The following is a 23,037-nucleotide window of genomic DNA, read 5'->3' on the forward strand; positions in this document are numbered from 1 at the left end:
GTCGAACCGCTACCGCTTGCAAGGAGGGGCCCCGTGTTAACACACGTGTGTTAACAAGGGGCCCCTCCTTCCCGCTCAGCGGGGCGTGAGGGTGGGGTGCACGCGGACCACCACGGCGGTGGCGTTGTCGTCGCCGCCCTCGTCCAGCGTGGCGGAGAGCAGGGCGCCGACGGTCCGCGCCGGTTCCCGCCGCGCGGCCAGCAGGTCCCGTAGCCGGTGATAGCCGAGCTGGTCGCTGACCCCGTCGGTGCAGAGCAGCCAGGTGTCGCCGCTGCGCAGCGGCACGGCCAGCACGTCCGGCTCGGGCTCGTCCGGATGGCCGACATAGCGCAGCAGCTGATAGCGGGCCCGGGCCGCCTCCGGTGAGGTCGCCGGCCACCAACCGTGCAGCACCCCGAGCCAGGCCATGGTGTGGTCGACCGTCATCAGCTCCAGCAGCCCGTCGCGTAGCCGGTAGGCCCGCGCGTCGCCGAGCTGGACCAGCCAGCCCTGCCCGCCGTCCGGGTCGGCGACCAGGGCGGTCAGCGTGCAGCCGGTCAGCCCGGCCAGGTTCGCCCCGGCCTGGCGTACCCGTTGCTGGGTCTGGGCGGTGGCGGCGTGCAGCTGCTGCGCGCCGACGGTCGGCCAGCCGGCGCGGACCTCCGCCACGAAGGTGCGTACCGCGGTGGCGCCGGCGACCCGGCTGCCCTCTCCGTCGCCCATGCCGTCGACGACCACGACGAGCGGCAGCTCCGCGTCGACGTGCAGCACGTCGAAGTTCTCCGAATAGTGGTGCCCGACCACGCTGCCGCCGGCGATCTCCAGGGTGAGCCGCCCGACGACCAGCCGGTGGGCAGGGTCGACGGGTTGGTCCGGCGAGCGGCGGCGGAACACCAGCGGACGGTAGCACCGGCCGGGGTACACGAGCGGCGGGTCGCCGCCGTGTCGGGCGGCCACGACAAAGGTTGCCAACATGGGTTGACACGAGCTGGTGCTCGCCGAGGCCGGCGCTGACCTCGACGACCTGCGCCGCCGGGTGGAGGCGGCGCTGCCTACGGTGGCCTGACGCCCGGCCAATCGCTGGTGGCGCCGCCCCGCTCCGGCCCGCGTACGCTTCCCGGCGGCACCGGCCTTGAAACCTGTTTGCGGTCCATGCGACATCGGCCGCCGTCGAGTCGCAGACTCCTCGCGGTTGCCGCACACTCGCTCTCGTGGACGGTGGAGACGACAAGCGCCCGGCGGCCCCGGCCAATCCGGCGCCGCGCACCGCCGTGGTGGTCAACCCGGTGAAGGTCGCCGACCTCGACGGGTTCCGCCGGACGGTCGACGACGCGCTCGCCGCGGCCGGCTGGCCGGAGCCGACCTGGTACGAGACGACGGTCGAGGACCCCGGCCACGGCCAGGCGCGCGAGGCGGTGCGGGCCGGCGCCGAGATCGTCTTTGCCTGCGGCGGCGACGGCACGGTGCGGGCCTGCGTCACCGCGCTCGCCGGCACCGACGTGTTGCTCGCCGTGCTGCCCCAGGGCACCGGGAACCTGCTCGCCGCCAACCTCGGCCTCGACGCGGACCCGGCCGCCGGGCTGGCGGTCGCCGTCGAGCGCGGGATGCGACGGCTCGACGTCGGCGTCGTGGACGACCGGTGCTTCGCGGTCATGGCCGGGATGGGTTTCGACGCGCAGCTGCTCGACGCCACGGCCGAACGGGCCAAGAAGCACCTCGGCTGGCCGGCGTACGTGGTGGGGGCCGTGCGGCACCTGCGGGACCGGCCGATGCGGGTCACCATCCGCATCGACGGCGGGCCGCCGCTGCGCCGGCGGGCGCGCACGGTCCTGGTCGCCAACGTCGGGCGGCTCCAGGGCGGCGTACGCCTGCTCGCCGACGCGGAGCCGGACGATGGCTGGCTCGACGTGGCCGTGCTCAACCCGCGTACGCTCGGCCACTGGCTGGCGATGGCGTGGGCGCTGCTGCGCCGGCGCGGCGCGGTGCCCCGGATGGAGCTGTTCCGGGCCCGCAGGGTCGAGATCGTCAGCGACCGGGCCCAGCCACGGGAGCTCGACGGGGACCTGATCGAGCCGGGCCGGTCGCTGACCGCCGAGATCCGGCCTGGGGCGCTGTGGTTGTGCGTACCGCGGCCGGAGCGCAACCCCGACCTGTCGGTGGACGCCGCCGCGGCGGCCGAGCGCGGCGGACGCCTGGTCGAGGAGGCCCGCCGTGAGTAGCACCAAACTGGTCCCCGAGACCCGGCTCATGTCGGCCGACGAGCTCTGCGCCGAGGATGCCTGGCGTACCCTGCGCCGCCACGGCGGCTGGTGCCTGCTGCGGGACGCCTTCGTCCGGTTCCGCTACGGCGACGGCTTCAGCCACTCCCGGGCGTTGGCGTTGCAGCTCTGTCTGGCGGTGGTGCCGTTCCTGATCGCGCTCACCGGCCTGATCTCCCACCTGGGCGCCGACGCGGGCGGCGAGGTGGTCGCCGACACCGTGCTCGCGCTCACCCCCGGCCAGAGCGAGTCCGTGGTGCGGCAACTGCTCGCCGACGGGAAGCACACCGAACACCTCGGCGAGCTGGCACTGTTCCTCGGCCTGCTGACCGGGCTGGTCGCGCTCTCCACCGCCATGGCCCAGATTGAGCGGGGCGCGAACCGCATCTACGGCGTCGAGCGGGACCGGCCCGCCCTGGCCAAGTACGTCCGCGCCGCCGTGCTCGCGGTGACCGCGGGCGTGCCCGCGCTGACCGGGTTCCTGATCCTGGTCGGTGGCCGGGCGCTGGGCGACTCGGTGCAGCGGCACTACGCGTGGGGTGGCTTCGCCAACGCCGCCTGGGATGTGGTCCGCTGGCCGCTCAGCCTCGGGCTGACCGTGCTGGCCGTGGCGGTGTTGTTCCGGCACGCCCCCCGGCGTAGCCAGCCCGGGCTGTCGTGGCTGTTCTTCGGCGCCGGGATCGCCACCGCGCTCTGGTGGCTGGCGAGTCTGCTGCTCGCCGCGTACGTCAAGTACAGCGGCGGGTTCGGGCAGACGTACGGCGCACTGACCGGCATGATGGCCCTGCTGCTCTGGGCCAACCTGACCGGGGTGGCGCTCTTCGGCGGGCTGGCATTCGCCGCCCAACTGGAGGCGATGCGGATCGGCGTGGCCGAACCCGCCCAGCCCGACCTCTGGGAGTCGGAGGCCGAGCGCGCGGAGGCCCGCGACGCAGCGGGATGACCCCCACGTGTACGCGAACCGCGAATCGGGTACAGCGCGCCTCGCGGCAGACAAGGGAGGTACGGGGTGACAGCGGTCAAGGAAGCCATGCGACGACCCCTCGGGCAATTCGCCCGGCGCAGCGTGGCGGGGCTGGCGGCCGTTACCGGAGCGGGCGTCGCGTTCGGCATGCTGCTCATGCTCGTCCGGCTGCACTGGGGGCCGCTCTACCACGCCGACCACGAGGCGGCAGAGTGGTTCAACAAGCTGGTGGCCCCGCACCACGCCCTGGTCACCGTGCTCCGGGCGATCACCGACCTGGGCGGGCGGCCGGTGCTGATCTGGCTGGTCACCATCGCGGTGGTCGGGCTGCTCATCCGCCGCCAGCCCCGGCTCGCGGCCTATCTGATCATCACCGGGGTCGGCGGGGGGATCCTCGACCCCACCCTGAAGGCGCTGGTCGGACGGCTCCGCCCGGTCGTCGACGTGCCGATCACCCAGGCACCTGGCAACAGCTTCCCCAGCGGGCACGCGCTCGGTTCGTTCGTCGCGTACGGGGCACTGCTGCTGGTCTTCCTGCCGGCCCTGGCACCCCGCTGGCGTCGACCGGCCATCGCCCTGGTCGCCGCGCTGGTCTTCCTGATCGGGCTGACCCGGATCGCGCTGGGCGTGCACTTCGTTTCCGACGTGTTCGGCGGCTGGCTGCTCGGCGTGGCCTGGCTCGGCGTCACCGCGTACGCCTTCCGGCTGTGGCGGCGCGAGCGCGGCCGGCCGGTGCCGCCGATCAGCGAGGGCCTGGAGCCGGAGGCGGGCGAGGAAATCAGCCCCGCGCCGGACGAGGAGCACGTGCTGGAGCACCCCCGCTCGTCCGCCGCCGAGCTGCTGGTGGGCTGGGTGCTCGTCCTCGGCGCCGTCTACGCCTTCGGCATGGTCGTCAGCTACCACGCCAAGGGCACCGTCCTCGACGCCCTCGACACGCGGGTGCCGCAGTGGTTCGCGGCCCGGCGAACCGACCCGCTGAACGACCTGAGCTGGTGGTGGAGCAAGTTCGGCGACACCCACGCCATCCTGCTGGTCTCGCTGGTCTTCTGCCCGTTGGTGCTGGCCGTCGGGAAGCGCTGGCGGCCGGTGCTCTTCGTCGTGCTGGCGATGTTCGGCGAGCTGAGCCTCTTCCTCGTCACCGCCCGGCTGGTCGAACGGCCCCGCCCACCGGTGGAGCACCTGGACGGCCGGCTGCCGACCTCGTCCTACCCGTCCGGGCACATCGCGGCCACCATCTGCCTGTGGAGCGCGATGGCGATCATCGTGTTCGCCCGGACCGACCGCTGGTGGCGGTGGCTCTTCGTGGCCCTGGCCGTGATCATGCCGGTCGGGGTGGCCACCTCCCGGATGTACCGGGGCATGCACCACCCGACCGACTTCGTGGGCGCGATCCTGCTCGCCGCCGGCTGGATCGGGCTGCTCTGCTGGGTGGTCCGCCCCAACGCCGACGTACGCCCGGGCGCATGCTGGCCCGGCCGCCGGCCGGCGGCAGACCGGCCGGCCATCGGGCCGGCGCGAATGCACGAGTCCGCCAACGCCGGCCGCGAAAATTGAGGGAACCGCCGATGCTGCGGGTGATGACGTGGAACGTCCTGACCGGCGGGCGGGACCGTGACGGGACCGACCGGTGGGACCGGATCGTCGGGGTCGTCGCCGCGCAGCACCCCGACGTGCTGGCCCTGCAGGAGCTGCGCGGCCTCGACGGCGACGGCCGAATGGCGGAGCTGGCCGGCCGGCTGGGCATGACGCCCCACCTGGCCCGCTCCTGGTTCGGGCAGCCGGTCGCGGTGCTGGTCCGCGCACCGCTGCGGGTGCTGCGCGCCGGCCGGGTACGCCGCCCCTTCCACCACGCCACCGCACAGGTGCAGGTGGCCACCGGCGCCGGCCCGCTCACCGTGTTCGGCACCCACCTGAACCCGTGGTCGGGTGGGCGGCGGCGGTTGGAGGCAGACTGGCTCGCGGCTGCGGTCCGGCGCACCGGGGGCCGGCTGGCCCTGCTCGTCGGGGATTTGAACACGCTCGACCCGACCGTCGACCACACCGCGCGGCTGGCCGGCCTGTCACCCCGCTACCGGCGGCGGCACCTGCGCCGCGACGGCCGTACCGTCGACACCCGCGCGGTGTCCCGCCTGCTCGACGCCGGCCTGGTCGACCTCTGGCGGCACAGCGGCGGCGACGAGCCGGACGGGTCGACCGTGCCGACCCGGCACGGCGGGGCCGAGTTCGCTCCGATGCGCCTGGACTATCTGCTCGCCACCCCGGAGCTGGCCGCGTTGACCCGCGCGGTCCGGGTGGTCCGTGGCGGCGACGCCGACACCGCCTCCGACCACTATCCGCTCGTCGCCGACCTGTCGCTGGACCCGGGCTGACCCAGCTGGCTCACAGGACCCAGTTCACCAGCAGAGTGAGCACCACCGAGGCGAGCACCGACAGCAGGATCATCAGCAGGCAGCCGGCGCCGCCGCCGAGGGGACGAATTTCCACGTTCCCGATACGCATGGACCCACCTTCCCAGGCCGGCGGGTCACCGCGCGCGTAGCCGGGGCAGCAACTCCTCCTGCGCCCAGTCCAGGAAGATCGACTGGCCGTCGCCACCGACCTGCACCAGCGCCACGTGGGTGAACCCAGCGTCGACGTACTTCTGGAACGCCTCGACGTGCCGGTCCACGTCCGGCCCGCAGGAGATGCTCTCGGCCACGTCCTCCTCGCGGACGAACTGGGTGGCCCCGGCGAACGCCGCCGGGTCGGGCAGGTTGGCGTTGACCTTCCAACCCAGGCCGAACCAGCGGAACTGGTCGTGCACGATCTTGCGGCACTCCGCCTCGTCCGGGCCGTAGCAGATCGCCACCTGCCCGTAGCGGGGGCGGCCCGCGCCGCCGGCCTGCTCGTAGATCTCGATCAGGTGCGGCAGCGGCTCGGTGGCGATCATCCCATCGGCGTACTCGGCGGCGAGGGTGGCCGACTGCCGGCCGGACGCGGCGACGGCCATCCGCACCGGGCGTTCCGGCCGATCCCAGACGTACGCGTCGGGCACGTCGTAGTGGTTGCCCGAGAAGGTCAGCGTCTCGCCGTTGAGCAGCGGCCGGATGATCTGCAGCGCCTCCTCGAACATCTCGTGCCGCTGCTCCACGTGCGGCCAGCCGCCGACCACGTGTTCGTTGAGGTTCTCCCCGGCACCCAGGCCGAGGGTGAACCGGCCGTCCGACAGCACTCCGATCGTGCTGGCCTTCTGCGCCACCACCGCCGGGTGGTAGCGGCGGATCGGGCAGGTCACGAAGGACATCAGCCCGACCCGACCGGTGGCGTGGGCGACCGCGCCGAGCACCGACCAGGCGTACGGGGAGTGGCCCTGCGCGTCGAGCCACGGATAGTAGTGGTCGGACATGACCAGGTGGTCGAAGCCGGCCGCCTCGGCGCGTACGGCGTGGTCGACCAGCTCCTTCGGGCCGGACTGCTCACACATCAGGGTGTAGCCGACGCTGACCATGGGCGCATCTCCTTCCGGGCGGATCGTCCCCGGATACCCGGCCTCGCGGGCGTCAACCCTGATGTCCGCTTCGCGGGCTCGCCGCAACGCCCGACCGGGTGCCGACGAGCGTCAACCGCTCGGCCTGGGCATGCCTTGACTTATCGACTTTCGTTATGGAGCATGGAGGCTGTGAGCATAACGAAAGACGATATGGTGGGTGGTCGGTGAGCGTAACCGTGAAGGTGAGCGCGCGGCTGCTCACCGCACTGCTCGGTGCGGCCGCAGTGGTCGTACTGGTGTTCGGTGTGTGGCCGACCGTGCTCGGTCCGTCCGGCTTGGACTTGGGGCGTCACATGGTCCCGATGCCCGGCCCGCAGCGGCAGCCGTACCTGGCGGTGCAGCCCACCGTCGCGTTCGGCGAGCGGTGGCAGGCCGCCGGACTCGACTCGCAAAAGTTCTTCCCGTGGACGGACACCGCAAAGGGCACCCGGGACGCCGCGACCGGCCTTCCGCCAGTCGAACTGGCCCCCGGGAGTTCGATGGAGTTGACGTTCTGGGGGCCGACGTGGGACGACCGTCTCGGTTTCGCGGTGCCTCAGCTGGCCGCTCAGGCGCTGATCCTGTTGGTGCTGTGGTTGTTGTGGCGCATCGTCCGTACGGTGCCCACCGCTGAGGTGTTCACCGCGGCCAATGCCCGGCGGATGGGCGGCATCGGAGTTGCTGTAGCCGTCGGCGGCACCGTGGTCCAATGGCTGGGCTACGCCCTCCACGACGGGATCGTCGGTCGCTCCGCCGCCGCAGGCCTCGTTGACCTCCCATTCTCCTTCTCTTTCCTGCCGCCAGTGATCGGCTCGGTCGTGTTGCTGCTCGCCGAGGTGTTCCGGCAGGGCGTACGGCTGCGGGCCGACGTCGACGGCCTCGTCTGATGGTGCACATGCCAGATGATCCCGGCCACCGGGTGAAGGTCCACCTCGACCGCATGCTCGCCACGCGGGGAATGACCCTGGTTGAGCTCTCCGAGAAGGTAGGGGTGAGCGTCGTCAACCTTTCGGTGCTGAAGAACGGGCGTGCCCGGGCCATCAGGTTTTCCACCCTCACCGCCATCTGCGACGCGCTCGGCTGCGCGCCCGGCGACCTCCTTGAGGTTGAGCGCGGCCAGTGAATTCCCACCGAGCGACTCCTCGGATCGTGGGGGAAGAGGACCTCGCCTTCACGGCCGGCCAGTTCCTGGAGGTGGTGCGGGCCTTCACGGTGATCCTGAGCCTGCCCCGGTCGGCCGCCGAACACGTCGACGCACTCGTCGTAGCCACCGGCCAAGGCGAGGAATGGCGTGGGAACGCGGCTGAAGAGACCTATGTCGGGATCACGCTCGACTACCTGCGCGGCCTCGGCCTCCGCCGGGTCGACGGGGTTCACCTCCAGGCCGAGCCGGCCCCCAACACGGGGCTGCCAGCCGCCTGGATCCTTGAGCACCTACGTGGACGAGGGATGGGTCGCCACACCCGAGGAACTGCAGTACCTGCAGTGGCTGTGGAGTCAGCACGAAGCCCTCCTCGGCAACGCCCCGGCCTGACTCAGGAGAGGTCGGAAGTCCTGCGGACCGCTGCCACCCGGGCGGACATCTTGACGCTGGGGGGAATGCTGCCTACAGTCCGGCCTTAACCGGTTCAGGCCGGGTGGCGCAGTGCCCTGTGGTGGGGAATGGCCGCCCTCGTGGCGGCTCATGGCGACATGGGCCGCCACCGGCCGCCGCCCTGAGTGGATGGACAACTTAACCGGTTGCTTCCAACGCTTCATCGGCTTACGCTGATGCCTGCGTTCGCCGGGAGTCAGGCGGCGGCTGTCGGGCTCAGCCGCCTCGTCCATCACCACCGCACCCCGATCTGGGCACGGGGCGACCTCCCTGAGGACAGCCATGAAGAAAATTCTTTCCGTCGCGGGCGCCGCCCTGCTGACGGTTCTCGCCGCCGTCTTCGCCTTCGGGCAGCCGGCGCACGCCGCCGCCGGCTTCTCCGTCTCGAACGGCAAGCTCTACGACGCCAACGGCACCGAGTTCATCATGCGCGGGGTCAGCCACGCGCACACCTGGTACCCGCAGCAGACCAGCTCGTTCGCCAACATCAAGGCGCTCGGCGCGAACAGCGTGCGGGTGGTGCTGGCCAGCGGTGACCGCTGGGCCAAGAACGACACCGCCGACGTCGCCAACGTCATCTCGCTGTGCAAGGCCAACAAGCTGATCTGCGTCCTGGAGGTGCACGACACCACCGGGTACGGCGAGCAGAGCGGCGCGATCACCCTGGACCGGGCGGTCACCTACTGGCTGAGCATCGCCAGCGCCCTGCAGGGCCAGGAGAAGTACGTCATCGTCAACATCGGCAACGAGCCGTATGGCAACCAGAACTACGGCACCTGGGCCACCGACACCGCCAACGCCATCAAGCGGCTGCGCAACGGCGGCATCACCCACACCATCATGGTGGACGGCCCGAACTGGGGTCAGGACTGGTCCTTCACCATGCGCGACAACGCGGCCACCGTCTTCAACGCCGACCCGGCGAAGAACACGATCTTTTCGATCCACATGTACGGCGTCTTCAACACCGCCGCCAAGGTCAGTGACTACCTTGACCGGTTCCGCGCCGCCAAGCTGCCCATCGTGGTCGGCGAGTTCGGCAACATGCACTCGGACGGCGACCCGGACGAGGACGCGATCATGGCGTACAGCCAGGCCAACGGGATCGGCTACCTGGGCTGGTCGTGGAGCGGCAACGGCGGCGGCGTCGAGTACCTGGACATGGTCAACAACTTCAACCCCAACAGCCTGACCAGCTGGGGCCAGCGGATCTTCAACGGGGCCAACGGCATCAGGTCGACCGCCAAGGAGGCGTCGGTCTACTCTGGCGTCACCCCGCCGACCAGCACCCCGCCCACGACCACCCGGCCCACGACGGCCCCGCCCACGACGGCCCCACCCACCACCCCGCCGGCCGGCGGCGGCTGCACGGCGGCCTACGTGATCACCAACTCGTGGCCGGGCGGCTTCCAGGCTGAGATCACGGTGAAGGCTGGCTCGGCGGCGATCAACGGCTGGACGGTGAAGTGGACCTTCGCCAACGGCCAGACGATCACCCAGGTCTGGAACGCCACGGTCACCAACAGCGGCTCGGCGTACACCGCCCGCAACGTCGACTACAACGGCAAGCTCGGTGCTGGCGCCAGCACCAGCTTCGGCTTCCTCGGCGCCGCGAGCAGCACCAACAACGCCCCCGCGGTGACCTGCACCGCGAGCTGATCGCCCACGTACCACCGGTGGCCGGGTCCGCGCGGACCCGGCCACCGCTCGCGGCCTGGCTCAGCACTGGGCCAGCCGTGCCGCCCGCATCAGCAGGTACTCCTGCTCCGGCCGGCTGGTGGTCAGGCCGGCCGCTGACCGGTAGTGCACGACCGCCCGATCCCGGTCACCGGCCATCTCGTACAGGTGCGCCCGGGCCGCGTCGAGGCGGTGGTGCCCGGCCAGCCGGGGGTCGGCGGCCAGGACGGCGAGCGCGTCCAGCCCGGCGGCCGGGCCGTGCACCATCGCGGTGGCGACCGCGCGGTTGAGCGACACCACCGGGTTTCTCGACAGGCGTTCCAGCACCTGGTAGAGGGCGAGGATCTGCGGCCAGTCGGTCTGCGCGGCGGTGGGGGCCTCGTCGTGCAGCGCGGCGATGGCCGCCTGCAACTGGTACGGCCCGACCGGTCCCCGGGCCATCGCCCGGGTGACCAGCGCCGTCCCCTCGGCGATGGCGGCGGCGTCCCACCGGCCGCGGTCCTGGTCGGCCAGTGAGATCAGCTCCCCGGACGGGCCGGTCCGGGCGGCGGCGCGGGCCTCGGTGAGCAGCATCAGGGCGAGCAGCCCGGTCACCTCGCTGTCGTCCGGCAGCAGCGCGCGCATCGCCCGGGTCAGCCGGATCGCCTCCTCGGACAGGTCCACCCGGCGCAGCTGGTCACCACGGCTCGCCGTGTGCCCCTCGGTGAAGATCAGATAGAGCACGTGCAGCACCGAGGCGAGTCGGGACTCCCGCTCGCCCTCGTCGGGCATCCGGAACGGCAGCCCGGAGGACCGGATACGCTGCTTGGCGCGGCTGATCCGCTGCGCCATGGTGGCCTCGGGCACCAGGAAGGCGCGGGCTATCTCGGCGGTGGTGAGGCCGCCCACCGCCCGTAGGGTCAGCGCGATCGCCGACGCCGTCGACAGCGTCGGGTGGCAGCAGAGGAAGAGCAGGACCAGGGTGTCGTCCCGGTCGGTGACCAGCGGCTCGTCCGCGGCCGACGCCGTACGCCGGTGGTCGCCCTCCCGCCGGGCCGCGCGGTCCTCCCGGTCGCGCCGGGCGGCCTCGGCCCGGACCAGCTCGATCATCCGGCGGTACGCGACCTGCACGAGCCAGCCGCGCGGATTGTCCGGCAGCCCGTCGACCGGCCACTGGGTGGCCGCGTCCAGCAACGCCTCCTGCACCGCGTCCTCGGCGGTGGGGAAGTCCCCGAATCGGCGGGCGAGCACGCCGAGAACCTGCGGCGCCAGCTCGCGCAGCAGGTCCTCGGTGCTCGGGAAGCCCAGGTCAGATCTCCTGGGGCGGCGCCGACATGACGGGATGCACCTCGATCGGCATGTTCAGCGGTCGCCCGCCGGGGCCGGGCGCGGCCGAGATGTACGCGGCGATCTCGACCGCCCGTTGCGGCGTCTCGCAGTCGACGATCCACCAGCCGGCGAGGAACTCTTTGGTCTCCGCGAACGGCCCCTCGGTGACCACCGGTGCGCCGTTCTCACCCGCCCGGACGATTCGTGCCTGCTGCGGCCCGCCCAGGCCCTCCGCCTGGATCAGTTCCCCGTCGGCGGTGAGCTTCGCGTTGACGTCCCGCATGAAGTCGATGTGTGCCTGGAACTCTTCGGGCGTCCAGGTGTCGATCGACGGGAAGTCGGCCCCGGCGGCGCTGAACTGCATCAGCAGCATGTACTTCACGTTGGCTCCTTACGCCTGTGCACCGATTTTCGGTGCTTTCAGCCGCAGGTAGAAGCCGCCACCCCGGTTCTCGACATCCGCGCCGGAGAATTCTTGGAAATTCTCCGGCGCGGTAGGCCCCGGTCGGTCAGCCGGCTCGGCAGGAGACCGTCGGCCAGGTCCAGTTGCCGTTGTGCTGGATGGTGACGCCCCAGTTGTTGCCGCTGCCGTTGGGTGTGGCGACCATCGTTTGGGAGTTGGTCCAGGTGGCGTTGATGTTCCAGGTGGCGATGATCTTCGCCGGGGACGGAACGTTCATCGTGACGGTCCAGTTGTTGGAGCCGGACACCGAGACGTTGAGGTTGTAGCGGTCGCTCCACTGCTGGCCGGCCGACAGCGTCGCGGTGCAGCTACTACCGCCGCCACCGCCACCGCCACCGCCGTCGGGGGCCACGGCACGACCGGTCTGCGGGGAGATCATGCCGGCGCACAGGCCGCGACTGGCCAGCCCCTGCGCGATGCGCGGGATCGCCGCGAGGGTGTTGGCGGGCCAATCGTGCATGAGGATGACCTGGCCGTTGGTGAGCCGGCCGTTGGCCTGCACGATCGCGTCGACGCTCGCGCCGTTCCAGTCCTGCGAGTCGACGTCCCAGATGATCTCGGTCAGGCCGTACTTGGCCTCCACCGACCGCAGGGTCGAGTTGGTCTCACCGTACGGCGGGCGGAACAGCTTCGGCGTGCCGCCACCCGCGTTGGCGATGGCCTGCTGAGTCCGGGCGAGCTCCGAGTCCATCTGCGACTGGCTCTGCTGGGTCAGGTGCGGGTGGGTGTAGCTGTGGTTGCCGACCCACATGCCGGCGTCGACCTGGGCCCGGACCTGGGCCGGGTTGGCGGCCGCGTTCTGACCCGTGTTGAACATCGTGGCCCGCAGCCCGTTCTGCCTGAGCGCGTTGAGCAGGGCCGGCGTGCTGCTGGAGGGGCCGTCGTCGAAGGTGAGCCCGACGTACCCGTTGCAGGCGGCGGCGTGTGCAGGGGCGGCGGTGACGGCGAGAGTGGCGATGCTGCTTGCCGCGACCATCGCGGTGACGGCGAGTCCCGCGATCAGGGATCGCTTCGAGAGGTTCGGTGTGGTTCGCATCCGGGGTGCGCCTCCTCCTGATGAAGGGCTGGGCGGGGGGACGGGCGGGGCCAGGTCGCCAGTGCGATTTGTATCGACCATGGTCGAACTCCGGCGATGGCGACAGTATTGGTCTGGTCCTATCACGGTGTCAACAACTTCCGGAAATGACACGGAAGCCCTGCGCTGGTCGAGAAAGCAGCAAGCGACTGGCGGGTGGGTCACTGACTTCGAAACTTTCGGATTCTTTTCGAGTGACCCGCCGACCCTGACTCGCGGTGCCCTCGGACGTCGAGCGTGCTTACCGGCCCGCCTCGGTACGCTGGGCCGCCGCGCCGAACGAGGAGCCGGGAGAGAGACGACATGGCCGCAGCTCGTACCGTCCTTGACACAGTCGGGAACACCTCACTGGTGGAGCTGCGCAGGGTGGTGCCGCCGGGCTGCGCCCGGATCCTGGTGAAGGCGGAGGGCGAGAACCCGACCGGCAGCATGAAGGACCGCATGGCGCAGGCGATGATCGCCGGGGCCGAGCACGTCGGCCGGCTGCTGCCCGGCGGCACCGTCGTGGAATACACCGGCGGCAGCACCGGCGCCTCGCTCGCGCTGCGAAGCCGAGTCCGCCAAGGGCCACAACTTTTTGTCATCCCGGCGCTGCGTGACAACCGGACGAGCCGAAGGCGGGTGCCGGGGTCAACCTGCGGTGGTTGTGGGCCGAGGCCGACTGGCCTTAGGTATCGGGATTGCCCGGCGGTCCGGTTAGCAGCTCTGGGGCGAACTGAACGGCGTTCTTCAGTACCGGCCGAACCCCGCGAACGATTTAGCAAGGATGGGCAAGATCGACAGCAGCCGATCAAGCACAGCGCGCGAGTCCTGGCGTATCTCAGAGTCCGGGTGAAGGCTGGCAACGGTCGCAATGAACAGCGTGGTCACGACGTACAGTCCGGCCATGCCTGCGCCCGCCCAGGCTACGGGCTTCATCCCTGTCTCCCCTTCGGTCATGCCTGGGACGGTACACAGTTGGCAGACCACCCGCGTCGGGCCGTGCGGGCGTGTTGGTCGGCACTCACCACGCTGACATCGCCTTCAGATATCAAGCGACGAGGGGAGAAGCAGCCAATCGGCTGATAGGGCACGAAGCGTGACGGGCGGGTGTGGACAGCCAACGTGCGATTGCTGTCAGAGGTACGCAGCGGCCCGCTGCGAAATCAACTCCCTTGTCACTGCGCCCGGTCAGTCGTCATCAGTCGGGCTGGGGCGGTTCTTAGCGATCCAGGCTCGAACGGCTCTTCCGTCCCACACGCGGCCCATCTTCAAAGTGGCGAGAGGGTCAGGGAATCCCTTGCGGCCCACGATGATCGTGGCGCGCTGTTTGCTGATCCCGCCAAGCAAATCACGGATCTCATCCAACCCAAGCAGCTCCACAATCCGACGGTATGGCCTCACGGGAATGCACCAGGCCGTACGGGGTGAGACAACCCCTCTGGGGGTTGCCCTCGTGCAACTCCCATGGTGCGATGGGCGAATGACGCGACATGTCCTATACGGGGAGTACCTGACCGCCGTAGCCCTGACCCTGGCGCGCAGGCATGCCGGCCTGGAGCTTCCTGCTCAAGCGGGTGACCTGTCGGTGCGGGCGGAACTTGCCCTGTCGGGTGAGACACCGAGTGCCGATCAATCGCGGGTACTGGCCAGGGGAGGCGCGATGACCAATCACGGACCTGTTCTGCCTGTCTGGACGTGCGCGGGGTGTGGTGCGCCCTGGCCCTGCGCCACACGCCGCCGGGAGCTGCTTGCCGAGTACGACGGAGCTCTGGTGTCCCTGTCGATCTACATGGCTTCGCACTTCGTGTCCGCCGTGCAGGACATGGGCTGGGCTCCAGCCGGCGCTCTGCACCGCAGGTTCCTCGGCTGGGTGCGGCCATGAGCGTGATCGATCCGGGAGACGAGAAGTTCCACCGAGGCGACCCCGCATCGCGCGCCGTTCGATCTGACCACGACTCCCGGCCCCATCACAGGCATCGGGGATTGCTGATAGAGGCGCTTCAGGTCGCCGTCAGAGCCGCTAGCCGGCCGGGCGGTGTCATCGGACGGGTCCGGGCCTGCGGGCCGCCTTATCGCTGGTTCTCAGCCGACGGCGGTGACCTCCAGCAGCAGCGCCTGCTCGGGGTGCAGGGCCGGCAACTGCAGCCCCACCGAGGCGAGCACCGACCCGCCGAGCGTCACCCCGCCGGCTGCGGCCAGCCAGGCGGGCGGGGTCAGCTCCAGCAGCGCGGGCCCCGGCACCCCGGCTGGCGGGCGGACCAGGTAGCGGCGGGACGGGTCCAGCCCTGGCAGGCGTACCGGGCCCGGCACCTGGGCCACCGAGGTGGCCAGCCGGGAGACCGCGTACACCGCGCGGGAGCGGTCGTGGGCGACCACGCCGTGCGCCTGGACGGCCGGGTCCGGGTGGTCGACCCGGACCACCCGGCCGGCGTGCAGCAGTGGGCGGAGCCGCTTGTGCAGCGCCACCCAGGCGGCGAGTTCGGCCCGCTCGGCCGGGCCGATTCCGCTGATGTCCCATTCGATGCCGTGGTGACCGAAGAGCGCGGTGACCGCCCGGAAGCCCAGGTCGTGCACCCGGTGGGTGGTGTGCGAGCGCGCCGGGCCGAGGTGGGTGCCGATCAGCTCGGGCGGGAGCAGCAGGCCGGTCCAGCGTTGGATCGACAGCCGCTCCAGCGCATCGTTGCAGTCGCTGGCCCAGACCCGGTCGGTGCGGCTCAGGATCTCCAGGTCGACCCGGCCCCCGCCGGAGGAGCAGCTTTCGATCTCGACGCCGGGGTGCCAGGCGCGCAGCGCGTCGAGCAGCCGGTAGACCGCCACGGTCTGCGCGTGCACCCCGGGCCGGCCGGCGTGCCCGGCCTCGGTGAGGTCCCGATTGTGGTCCCACTTCAGGTACGCGATGTTGTCGTGCTCGGTCAGCAGCGCGTCCAGCCGACCCAGTAAATAGGCATACGCGTCGGGGTGGGCGAGGTTGAGCACCTGCTGGTGGCGCCACGCGGGCGGCAGCCGGCCGGGTGCCTGGAGCACCCAGTCGGGGTGGGCGCGGAACAGGTCCGAGTCGGGGTTGACCATCTCCGGTTCGACCCAGAGCCCGAACTGCATCCCGTGCCCGCGTACGTGGTCGATGAGCGGGTGCAGCCCGTCCGGCCAAACCGTGTCGTCGACCCACCAGTCGCCGAGCCCGGCCCGGTCGTGTCGACGGCCCCGGAACCAGCCGTCGTCGAGGACGAAGCGTTCCACGCCCACCTCGGCGGCCCGGTCTGCCAGGGCCTTGAGCCGGTCCAGGTCGTGGTCGAAGTAGACCGCCTCCCAGACGTTCAGCGTCACCGGGCGGGGGGAGCGCGGGTGCCGCGGGCGGGCCCGCAGGTGGGTGTGGAGCACGTCGCTGAGCCCGTCCAGCCCGTCGGCCGAGTGGACCGCGTGCAGCAGGGGAGTGGCGTACTCCGCGCCGGGGGCGAGCACGATCTCGCCGGGGGCGAGCAGCTCGCCGCCGCCCAGGGTGGCCTCGCCCGTCGGGCGGCGCTCGGCAACCGTGACGTGGTCGCCGCTCCACGCGGTGTGCACCGCCCACACCTCGCCGTGCCCGAAACCGAAGCCGGGCGTGCCGGCCACCAGCAGCAGCGTGGCGTCGTGGCCGGTCCGGCCGTGGCGGCCCTCGCGTACCCAGGCGCCCATCGGCCACGGGTGCCGCTGCGGCGCGCGTTCCCGGCACCAGCGGCCGGTGAGGTCGAGCAGTTCGGTGGCGACGGCCGGCACCGGCAGCACCGGGGTCAGCTCCCGCACCTCGTACGGCCGGTCGCCGTCGTTGCGCAGCCGGTGCCGCAGGGTCAGCAGCCCGGTCGGGTGCAGGGTGAGCTCGATGGTCAGGGGAAGCCCGGCGTCCGGGTCCGCCGCCCGCACGGTGACCCGCGCCGCGCCGGCCCCGTCGTCGACGTCCAGGCCGTCGAGGCGGAAGGCCGTCGACCAGTCCCGGCCGTCGCGGTGGCCGGACAGGCCGGGCCGGCCGCTCCAGCCGGCGCTGGCCTCGGGCAGCAGCGACAGGACGGTGGGCGCGTCGAAGCTGCTCGGCACCACCGGCGGGACGGTGGCGTCGACCAGGGCGGGCAGGTCTTCGGCGGGCAGCGGGCCGAGGTCGGCCCCCCAGTGCACGACCCGGGGCAGCCCCGGGCCGCGCGCGTCGAGCACCAGGCCGGTACGCCCGCGCCGTAGCTGGACGATGGTCATCCCTTCGACGCTCCCAGGGTCAGGCCCCGGACGAACTGCTTCTGCAGCAGGAAGAAGATCACCAGGGTGGGGATCGCGACCAGGACCGAGCCGGCCGAGACGAGGTTGTTGTCGGTGAAGAACTCGCCGCGCAGGTTGTTCAGCGAACTGGTCACCGGGAACTTGTCGCCGGTACGCATCAGGACGGTGGCCCAGAAGAACTCGTTGTAGATCCAGGTGACCTCGAGGGTCGCGAGGGCGGCCAGGGCCGGCCGGCACAGCGGCATGGTCACCTGCCAGTACTGCCGCCACACGCTGGCCCCGTCGACCATCGCCGCCTCGTACAGCTCGTGCGGCAGGGCCTTCATGTAGTTGCTCAGCACGAAGACGCAGAAGCCGCACTGGAAGGCGACGTTGACCAGGATCAACCCCCAGTAGCTGTCATACAGCAGCTCCGAGTCGCTCAGCCAGGCCGGCAGTGGGATCTTGGTGAACATCCGGAACAGCGGGATCAGCAGGGCCTGCTGCGGCAGCAGGTTCGCCGCGGTGAACAGCCCGAGCAGGGCCAGGTTGACCTTCCAGCTGAACCGGGCGATCACGAACGCCACGCAGGAGGCCAGGAAGAGGGTCAGCAGCACCGCCGGGACGGTGATGTAGACGGAGTTGAGGAAGTGCTTGCCGAACTCGGCGGTCCGCCAGGCGGTGACGTAGTTGTCGAAGGTCCAGCCGCCGAGCGACACGTAGCCGTGGCTGGCGGTGTACTGGTACGAGCGCAGCGAGGTCAGCACCGCCCAGAGGATCGGGAAGAGCCAGCCGATCGCCACCGTACCCAGGAAGAGGTGCAGGACCACCCGGGCGGGCCGCAGTGGCCGCTTGCTCATCGCCGACCCTCCCGCATGACGGTGGCCAGGTAGAGGGTGATGAAGACCAGGGAGACGACCAGCATGATCGTCGCCAGCGCCGAGCCGAAACCGATCCGGCTCGCCTCGCCCACCACGTTCGAGGTGACCAGCGCGGAAAGTAGTTCCAGGCCGTTGCGGCCCTTGTTGATGACCCAGACCAGGTCGAACGCGCGCAGCGACTCGATCACCGTCACCACCAGCACGATGATGTTGATGGGACGCATCACCGGGAAGACCACCCGGAAGAAGGTGCTGGTCTCCGAGGAGCCGTCCACCGCGGCGGCCTCGCGTAGCGACGGGTCGACGCCCTTGAGGCCGGCCAGGTAGAGCAGCATGATGTAGCCGACGTGCCGCCAGCCGGCGGCGACCAGGACCGCCCAGATGTTGACGGTCGGGTCGCCGTACCAGTCGACGTTGCTGCCGAGTACGGCGTTGAGCAGGCCCTGGTCGCGGCTGTAGAGGAGCTGCCAGATGAAGCCGATCAGCGCCAGGGACAGCACCACCGGCAGGTAGAGCGCGGTCTGGTAGAACCGGCTGCCGCGCAGTTCCTTGTCGAGCAGTACGGCGAGGAACATCCCGAACGGGGTGGCCACCACGAACAGGGCGGCCAGCCAGAGCAGGTTGTGCTGGATCGCCGGCACGAACGGCGGGTAGATGCTCACCACGTCGTCGTAGTTCTTCCACCCGACCCAGTCGATCTCGCCGAGCGGGCCGATGCCGTCCCAGTTGGTGCCGGAGAGCAGCACGGTGGCCAGCGCCGGCAGCCAGACCAGGCCGACCACCAGCAGCAGCGGCACCAGCACCATCAGCGTGAGCACCACGCGGTCGGTGCGGGACAGGAGCCGCACGGTGTCCTCCCCCCTTCCGCCGTCAGCTGGTGAAGATCGACTTCTTCTGGTTCTCGATGCTGGTCAGCAGCCCGCCGATGTCCTTCGGGTCCTTGATGAACTGCTGGAACGCCGGAATGATCACCGTGGAGGCGAAGTCCGGCCGGGTGTCCCGGTCGAGGAACTGGGCGATCTCGGTGGCGGAGCCGACCAGTTCGGCGGCCTTGCGCTGCAGGGCGGTGTAGCCGCTGGTGTCCGCGCCCGTGTTGGCCACCAGGGTGCTCGGGTCGTTCTTGACGGTGATGTCCGCCGCGTCCTTCGAGCCGACCCACTCCAGCAGCTTCCTCGCGTTCGCCGGGGACTTCGGCCTGCGGGCCATCATGTAACCGTCGATCGGCGCGTCGAGGGCCTTCGCGCCGACGGTCGAGTCGACCTCCGGGAAGGTGAAGAAGTCCAGGTCGTCCTGCTCTTCGTCGCCGAACTGCTGGGCGACGAAGAGGCCGAGCAGATACATGCCGCTCTTCTTCTGCTGCAGCGACTGGGCGGCCTCCTGCCAGGTGCGGCCGAGGGCGTCCGGCTGGTGGATCGGCAGCAGCCCCGCCCAGGTGTCGAAGACCTTCTTGACCTTGTCGGAGGTCCACTCCTCCTTGCCGGCCATCAGGTCCACGTGGAACTGGTAGCCGTTGATCCGCAGGTTGAGGATGTCGAAGGTGCCCATCGCCGGCCAGCCGTCCTTGTCGGCGAAGGCGATCGGGACCAGGCCGTCCTTCTTCATGTGCGCCGCGAGGGTGGTCAGCTCGTCGAGGGTCCGCGGCACCTGGTAGCCGTGCTGCTGCCAGACCGATTTGCGATAGAAGACGGCCCACGGGTAGTAGGACAGCGGCACGAAATATTGCTTGCCGTCGTCGCCGGTGGACGCCTTCTTGAACGCGTCCGAATATCCGGAGAGTTTGCCCCACACGTCGCTGACGTCGCCGGCCAGGCCCTTGGCGGCGAAGAACCGCATCCGGTAGCCGGCGAACCACATGAACACGTCGTCCGGCTTGCCCTGCAGGTAGTTGTTGATGTTCTCCTGGAACGTGTTGTGGTCGACCGTGTTGATGGCGACCTCGATCCCGGACGAGGTCTGGAAGCCGTCCATCACCTTGGCGATGACGTCCTTCGGCTTCGGGTCCGACTGGTTGGAGCCGAGCGACACGGTCTTGGCATCGGCACCGGAGTCGGAGTCACACCCGGCGAGCAGCCCGGTGCCGAGCAGCGCGCCCGCGCCGGCCGCGCCGGCGAGCAGAGCGCGGCGGGGGAGGCCGGCGACGGACGGGGGTACGAGTCGAGCGAGGTACTCGGCTTGCGATCGAGGACGGGACATTCGTGCCTCCTGCGGGGAAGAGGTGCGCTCACCATGAATCCACATGTCCGAACACAAACAGCCGGTGGCGGTTGAAGCTACTCCGCTCCGTCGATGTTGGAAAGTGTTGACTTGGGTGTTCGTCGGGGGCAGCCTCTGCTGTCATGCGGAGCTGGCACGGCGAGAGCATCTGGTACGGCGCCGACTACAACCCCGAGCAGTGGCCCGAGCAGACCTGGGCCGAGGACATCGCGCTGATGCGTCGGGCCGGGGTCAACCTGGTCTCGGTCGGGATCTTCTCCTGGGCCCTGCTGGAGCCCGCCCCCGGGCGCTACGAGTTCGGCTGGCTCGACCGGGCGCTGGACCTGCTGCACGACGGCGGGATCAACGTGGACCTCGCCACCGCCACCGCCAGCCCGCCGCCGTGGCTGGCCCACCGGCACCCGGAGACGCTGCCCCGCCGCGCCGACGGCACCATCCTGTGGCCGGGCGGCCGGCAGGCGTACTGCCCCAGCTCGCCGATCTTCCGGGAACGCTCACTCGCCCTGGTCGAGGCCGTCGCCGGCCGGTACGCCGACCACCCGGCCGTGGTGATGTGGCACGTCTCCAACGAACTCGGCTGCCACAACGTGCACTGCTACTGCGAGGTCAGCGCCGAGGCGTTCCGCCGCTGGCTACGCGAGCGCTACGGCGACCTGGACGCGCTCAACGCCGCCTGGGGCACCGCGTTCTGGAGCCAGCGCTACCACGACTGGGCGGAGATCAACCCGCCGCGTACCGCGCCCACCTTCGTCAACCCCACCCAGCAGCTGGACTTCCTGCGCTTCTCCTCCGACGAGCAGCGGGCCCAACTGCGCGCCGAGCGGGCGGCGCTGACCCGGCTCGCCCCCCAGCCCGTCACCACGAACTTCATGATCGGCACCGGCATCAAGCACCTGGACTACCACTCCTGGGCGTCCGACGTGGACCTGGTCGCCAACGACCACTACCTCGTCGCGGCCGACCCGCGGCCGTACGTCGACCTGGCGTTCGCCGCCGACCACACCCGCGGCGTCGCCGGCGGCGGGCCGTGGCTGCTGATGGAGCACTCCACCAGCGCCGTCAACTGGCAGCCGCGTAACGTCGCCAAGACCCCCGGCCAGCTGCGGCGCAACAGCCTCGCCCACGTGGCGCGCGGCGCCGACGGGGTGCTGTTCTTCCAGTGGCGGGCCTCCCGGGCGGGCGCGGAGAAGTTCCACTCCGCGCTGGTCCCGCACGCCGGCCCGGAGACCAAGGTGTTCCGCGAGGTGTGCCGGCTCGGCGCCGACCTGGCCGCCCTCGCCGAGATACGCGGCAGCCGGGTCGAGGCCGACGTGGCGATCCTCTTCGACTACGAGGCCTGGTGGGGCGTCGAGTTGGACTCGCACCCCAGCGTCGACGTCAGCTACGTCGACCGGCTGGCCGCCCTGCACGGTGCCCTCTGGCGGGCCGGGGTCACCGCCGACGTGGTGCACCCGTCGACTGACCTGTCCCGCTACCGGCTGGTCCTGGTGCCCACCCTCTACCTCGTCCGGGACGCCGACGCGGAGGCCCTGCGCGCGTTCGTGGCCGCCGGCGGCACCGCCCTGGTGACGTACTTCAGCGGCATCGTCGACGAGCACGACCACGTCCGGCTCGGCGGCTACCCGGGCGCGTACCGTGACCTGCTCGGCGTACGCGCCGAGGAGTTCTTTCCGCTGCACGCCGGTGAGCGGGTACGCCTCGACGACGGCTCGACCGCCGACGTGTGGACCGAGTGGCTGCACGCCGAAGGGGCGCAGGTGTTCGCCGCGTACGCCGACGGGCCGCTGCCCGGCGTGCCCGCGCTGACCCGGCACGCTGTCGGTGCCGGCGCGGCCTGGTACCTCGGCACCCGGCTCGACGAAGCCGCCACCGACCGCCTGGTGGCTCGGCTGCTCGCCGAGACCGGGGTCCGGCCGCCGGTGCCGGCCCCCAAGGGGGTGGAGGTGGTTCGGCGGCGCGCCGCCGACCGGAGCTGGCTGTTCGTCATCAACCACACCGACGTCGAGGCCCGGCTGGCCGTCACCGGCACCGAGCTGCTCGACGGCGGCCGGTGCGACGGTGAGCTGGTGGTCCCGGCCGGCGAGGTGGCGGTGGTCCGCGAGGGCCCTACCGACCGGCCGAGGGAGGTCTGATGCTCGCCCAGCAACGGCAGAGCGCCATCCTGGAGCTGATCCGCCAGCGCGGCGGCGTCCGGGTCAGCCACCTGGTCACCCGTTTCGGGGTGTCGGACATGACCATCCGACGGGACCTTGAGGTGCTCGCCGAGCGAGGGCTGATCGACAAGGTGCACGGTGGGGCGACCCTCGCCGGCCCCGGGTCGGCCGAGGAGCCCGGCTTCGCCGCCAAGTCGATCCGGCAGCAGGTCGAGAAGCGGGCCATCGCCGAGCGGGCGGCCCGCCTGGTCGAGCCCGGGATGGCGGTCGCACTCTCCGCGGGCACCACCACCGCAGCCCTGGCCGCCCGGCTGGCCGAGGTTCGCGGCCTCACCGTGGTCACCAACTCGATCCCGGTCGCTGACGCCCTCCACCAGAATCCCCGCGCCGACCAGACCGTCGTGCTCACCGGCGGCCTGCGTACCCCGTCGGACGCGCTGACCGGGCCGGTGGCCGAGGCGGCCATCGCCACCCTCAACGTCGACCTGCTCTTCCTCGGCGTGCACGGGATGAGCCCGCGGACCGGGTTCACCACCCCCAACCTGCTGGAGGCGGCGGTCAACCGGCGGCTCATCGACGCCGCCCGGCGACTCGTCGTGCTCGCCGACCACACCAAGTGGGAAACCATCGGCATCGCCACCATCGCCCCGCTGGGCAAGGCCGATGTGCTCATCACCGACGGCGGCCTGCCGCCGGAGGCCCGCCGGCAGCTCGGCGAGCAGGTCGGCGAACTGATCGTCGTGGCCGTCGACTGAGCGGC

General features: G+C 71.0%; 20 protein-coding genes and 1 pseudogene. 10 read left to right on the forward strand and 11 right to left on the reverse strand.

Features of this window, described 5'->3' with window-relative positions; translation table 11 throughout:
- Positions 1–75: 75 nt before the first annotated feature.
- On the reverse strand, positions 76–954 hold the full coding sequence (locus tag ABZ671_RS24200) for a PP2C family serine/threonine-protein phosphatase (protein WP_357862078.1): 879 nt from the start codon (positions 952–954) through the stop codon (positions 76–78).
- 236 nt (positions 955–1,190) lie between these two features.
- Here ABZ671_RS24200 and ABZ671_RS24205 point away from each other — a divergent pair, with 236 nt between their 5' ends.
- The 4 genes from ABZ671_RS24205 to ABZ671_RS24220 all read left to right on the forward strand — a co-directional run bounded on the left by ABZ671_RS24205 (position 1,191) and on the right by ABZ671_RS24220 (position 5,570).
- Entirely contained in the window at positions 1,191–2,198 is a 1,008-nt protein-coding gene (locus ABZ671_RS24205) for a diacylglycerol kinase family protein (RefSeq protein WP_357862080.1), read from the forward strand.
- Complete coding sequence (locus tag ABZ671_RS24210; protein ID WP_357862082.1) at positions 2,191–3,180, forward strand: YihY/virulence factor BrkB family protein; 990 nt, start codon at positions 2,191–2,193, stop codon at positions 3,178–3,180. The genes ABZ671_RS24205 and ABZ671_RS24210 overlap by 8 nt, the downstream gene beginning before the upstream one ends.
- 66 nt (positions 3,181–3,246) lie before the next feature.
- A complete protein-coding gene (locus ABZ671_RS24215; RefSeq protein ID WP_357862084.1) occupies positions 3,247–4,755 on the forward strand; it encodes a phosphatase PAP2 family protein in 1,509 nt (502 codons plus the stop codon).
- Positions 4,756–4,766: 11 nt separating this feature from the next.
- Positions 4,767–5,570: an endonuclease/exonuclease/phosphatase family protein gene (locus tag ABZ671_RS24220; protein WP_357862086.1), complete on the forward strand. Its 804-nt coding sequence runs from the start codon at positions 4,767–4,769 to the stop codon at positions 5,568–5,570.
- 155 nt (positions 5,571–5,725) lie between these two features.
- Here ABZ671_RS24220 and ABZ671_RS24225 read toward each other — a convergent pair whose 3' ends face one another.
- Positions 5,726–6,688 (reverse strand): TIGR03557 family F420-dependent LLM class oxidoreductase, encoded by a 963-nt coding sequence (locus ABZ671_RS24225; RefSeq protein ID WP_357862088.1) that lies wholly within the window; start codon positions 6,686–6,688, stop codon positions 5,726–5,728.
- A gap of 206 nt (positions 6,689–6,894) precedes the next feature.
- Between ABZ671_RS24225 and ABZ671_RS24230 the strand changes: the two genes are divergently transcribed.
- The 3 genes from ABZ671_RS24230 (at position 6,895) to ABZ671_RS24240 (ending at position 9,962) form a co-directional block, all read left to right on the forward strand.
- Complete coding sequence (locus tag ABZ671_RS24230) at positions 6,895–7,596, forward strand: DUF2975 domain-containing protein (protein WP_357862090.1); 702 nt, start codon at positions 6,895–6,897, stop codon at positions 7,594–7,596.
- 8 nt (positions 7,597–7,604) lie between these two features.
- Positions 7,605–7,832 (forward strand): helix-turn-helix transcriptional regulator, encoded by a 228-nt coding sequence (locus ABZ671_RS24235; protein ID WP_357862092.1) that lies wholly within the window; start codon positions 7,605–7,607, stop codon positions 7,830–7,832.
- 753 nt (positions 7,833–8,585) lie between these two features.
- Positions 8,586–9,962: a cellulase family glycosylhydrolase gene (locus tag ABZ671_RS24240; RefSeq protein ID WP_357862094.1), complete on the forward strand. Its 1,377-nt coding sequence runs from the start codon at positions 8,586–8,588 to the stop codon at positions 9,960–9,962.
- 60 nt (positions 9,963–10,022) lie between these two features.
- Here the strand turns inward: ABZ671_RS24240 and ABZ671_RS24245 are convergent, their stop codons facing one another.
- From ABZ671_RS24245 to ABZ671_RS24255, 3 genes are all read right to left on the reverse strand, one after another.
- Positions 10,023–11,267 carry a sigma-70 family RNA polymerase sigma factor gene (locus ABZ671_RS24245; RefSeq protein WP_357862176.1) on the reverse strand — a complete coding sequence of 415 codons (1,245 nt, stop codon included), beginning with the start codon at positions 11,265–11,267 and terminating at the stop codon, positions 10,023–10,025.
- Position 11,268: 1 nt separating this feature from the next.
- On the reverse strand, positions 11,269–11,661 hold the full coding sequence (locus ABZ671_RS24250; RefSeq protein ID WP_357862178.1) for a YciI family protein: 393 nt from the start codon (positions 11,659–11,661) through the stop codon (positions 11,269–11,271).
- Between the two features lie 136 nt (positions 11,662–11,797).
- Positions 11,798–12,787 carry a polysaccharide deacetylase family protein gene (locus ABZ671_RS24255; RefSeq protein ID WP_357862096.1) on the reverse strand — a complete coding sequence of 330 codons (990 nt, stop codon included), beginning with the start codon at positions 12,785–12,787 and terminating at the stop codon, positions 11,798–11,800.
- A 342-nt stretch (positions 12,788–13,129) separates the two neighbouring features.
- On the opposite strand from ABZ671_RS24255, the pseudogene ABZ671_RS24260 reads away from it, so the two are divergent.
- A pseudogene (locus ABZ671_RS24260) lies at positions 13,130–13,381 on the forward strand (pyridoxal-phosphate dependent enzyme); the annotation flags it as partial.
- A gap of 174 nt (positions 13,382–13,555) precedes the next feature.
- Here ABZ671_RS24260 and ABZ671_RS24265 read toward each other — a convergent pair.
- The 6 genes from ABZ671_RS24265 to ABZ671_RS24290 form a co-directional block, all read right to left on the reverse strand.
- Positions 13,556–13,765: a hypothetical protein gene (locus ABZ671_RS24265; RefSeq protein WP_357862188.1), complete on the reverse strand. Its 210-nt coding sequence runs from the start codon at positions 13,763–13,765 to the stop codon at positions 13,556–13,558.
- Between the two features lie 231 nt (positions 13,766–13,996).
- Complete coding sequence (locus ABZ671_RS24270; protein ID WP_357862098.1) at positions 13,997–14,188, reverse strand: hypothetical protein; 192 nt, start codon at positions 14,186–14,188, stop codon at positions 13,997–13,999.
- Positions 14,189–14,890: 702 nt separating this feature from the next.
- On the reverse strand, positions 14,891–17,029 hold the full coding sequence (locus tag ABZ671_RS24275; RefSeq protein WP_357862101.1) for an alpha-galactosidase: 2,139 nt from the start codon (positions 17,027–17,029) through the stop codon (positions 14,891–14,893).
- Complete coding sequence (locus ABZ671_RS24280) at positions 17,026–17,889, reverse strand: carbohydrate ABC transporter permease (protein ID WP_357862103.1); 864 nt, start codon at positions 17,887–17,889, stop codon at positions 17,026–17,028. The genes ABZ671_RS24275 and ABZ671_RS24280 overlap by 4 nt, the downstream gene beginning before the upstream one ends.
- Positions 17,886–18,758: a sugar ABC transporter permease gene (locus ABZ671_RS24285; RefSeq protein ID WP_357862105.1), complete on the reverse strand. Its 873-nt coding sequence runs from the start codon at positions 18,756–18,758 to the stop codon at positions 17,886–17,888. The genes ABZ671_RS24280 and ABZ671_RS24285 overlap by 4 nt, the downstream gene beginning before the upstream one ends.
- A 22-nt stretch (positions 18,759–18,780) precedes the next feature.
- On the reverse strand, positions 18,781–20,103 hold the full coding sequence (locus ABZ671_RS24290; RefSeq protein WP_357862107.1) for an ABC transporter substrate-binding protein: 1,323 nt from the start codon (positions 20,101–20,103) through the stop codon (positions 18,781–18,783).
- A gap of 143 nt (positions 20,104–20,246) precedes the next feature.
- On the opposite strand from ABZ671_RS24290, the gene ABZ671_RS24295 reads away from it, so the two are divergent.
- Both ABZ671_RS24295 and ABZ671_RS24300 read left to right on the forward strand, forming a co-directional pair.
- Positions 20,247–22,256, forward strand: coding sequence for a beta-galactosidase (locus ABZ671_RS24295; RefSeq protein WP_357862109.1), 2,010 nt, complete (start codon positions 20,247–20,249; stop codon positions 22,254–22,256).
- Complete coding sequence (locus ABZ671_RS24300) at positions 22,256–23,032, forward strand: DeoR/GlpR family DNA-binding transcription regulator (RefSeq protein ID WP_357862111.1); 777 nt, start codon at positions 22,256–22,258, stop codon at positions 23,030–23,032. The genes ABZ671_RS24295 and ABZ671_RS24300 overlap by 1 nt, the downstream gene beginning before the upstream one ends.
- Positions 23,033–23,037: the final 5 nt, after the last annotated feature.

Source organism: Micromonospora sp. NPDC006766, from assembly GCF_040636055.1.
In the GTDB taxonomy this organism is placed as follows: Bacteria; Actinomycetota; Actinomycetes; order Mycobacteriales; family Micromonosporaceae; genus Micromonospora.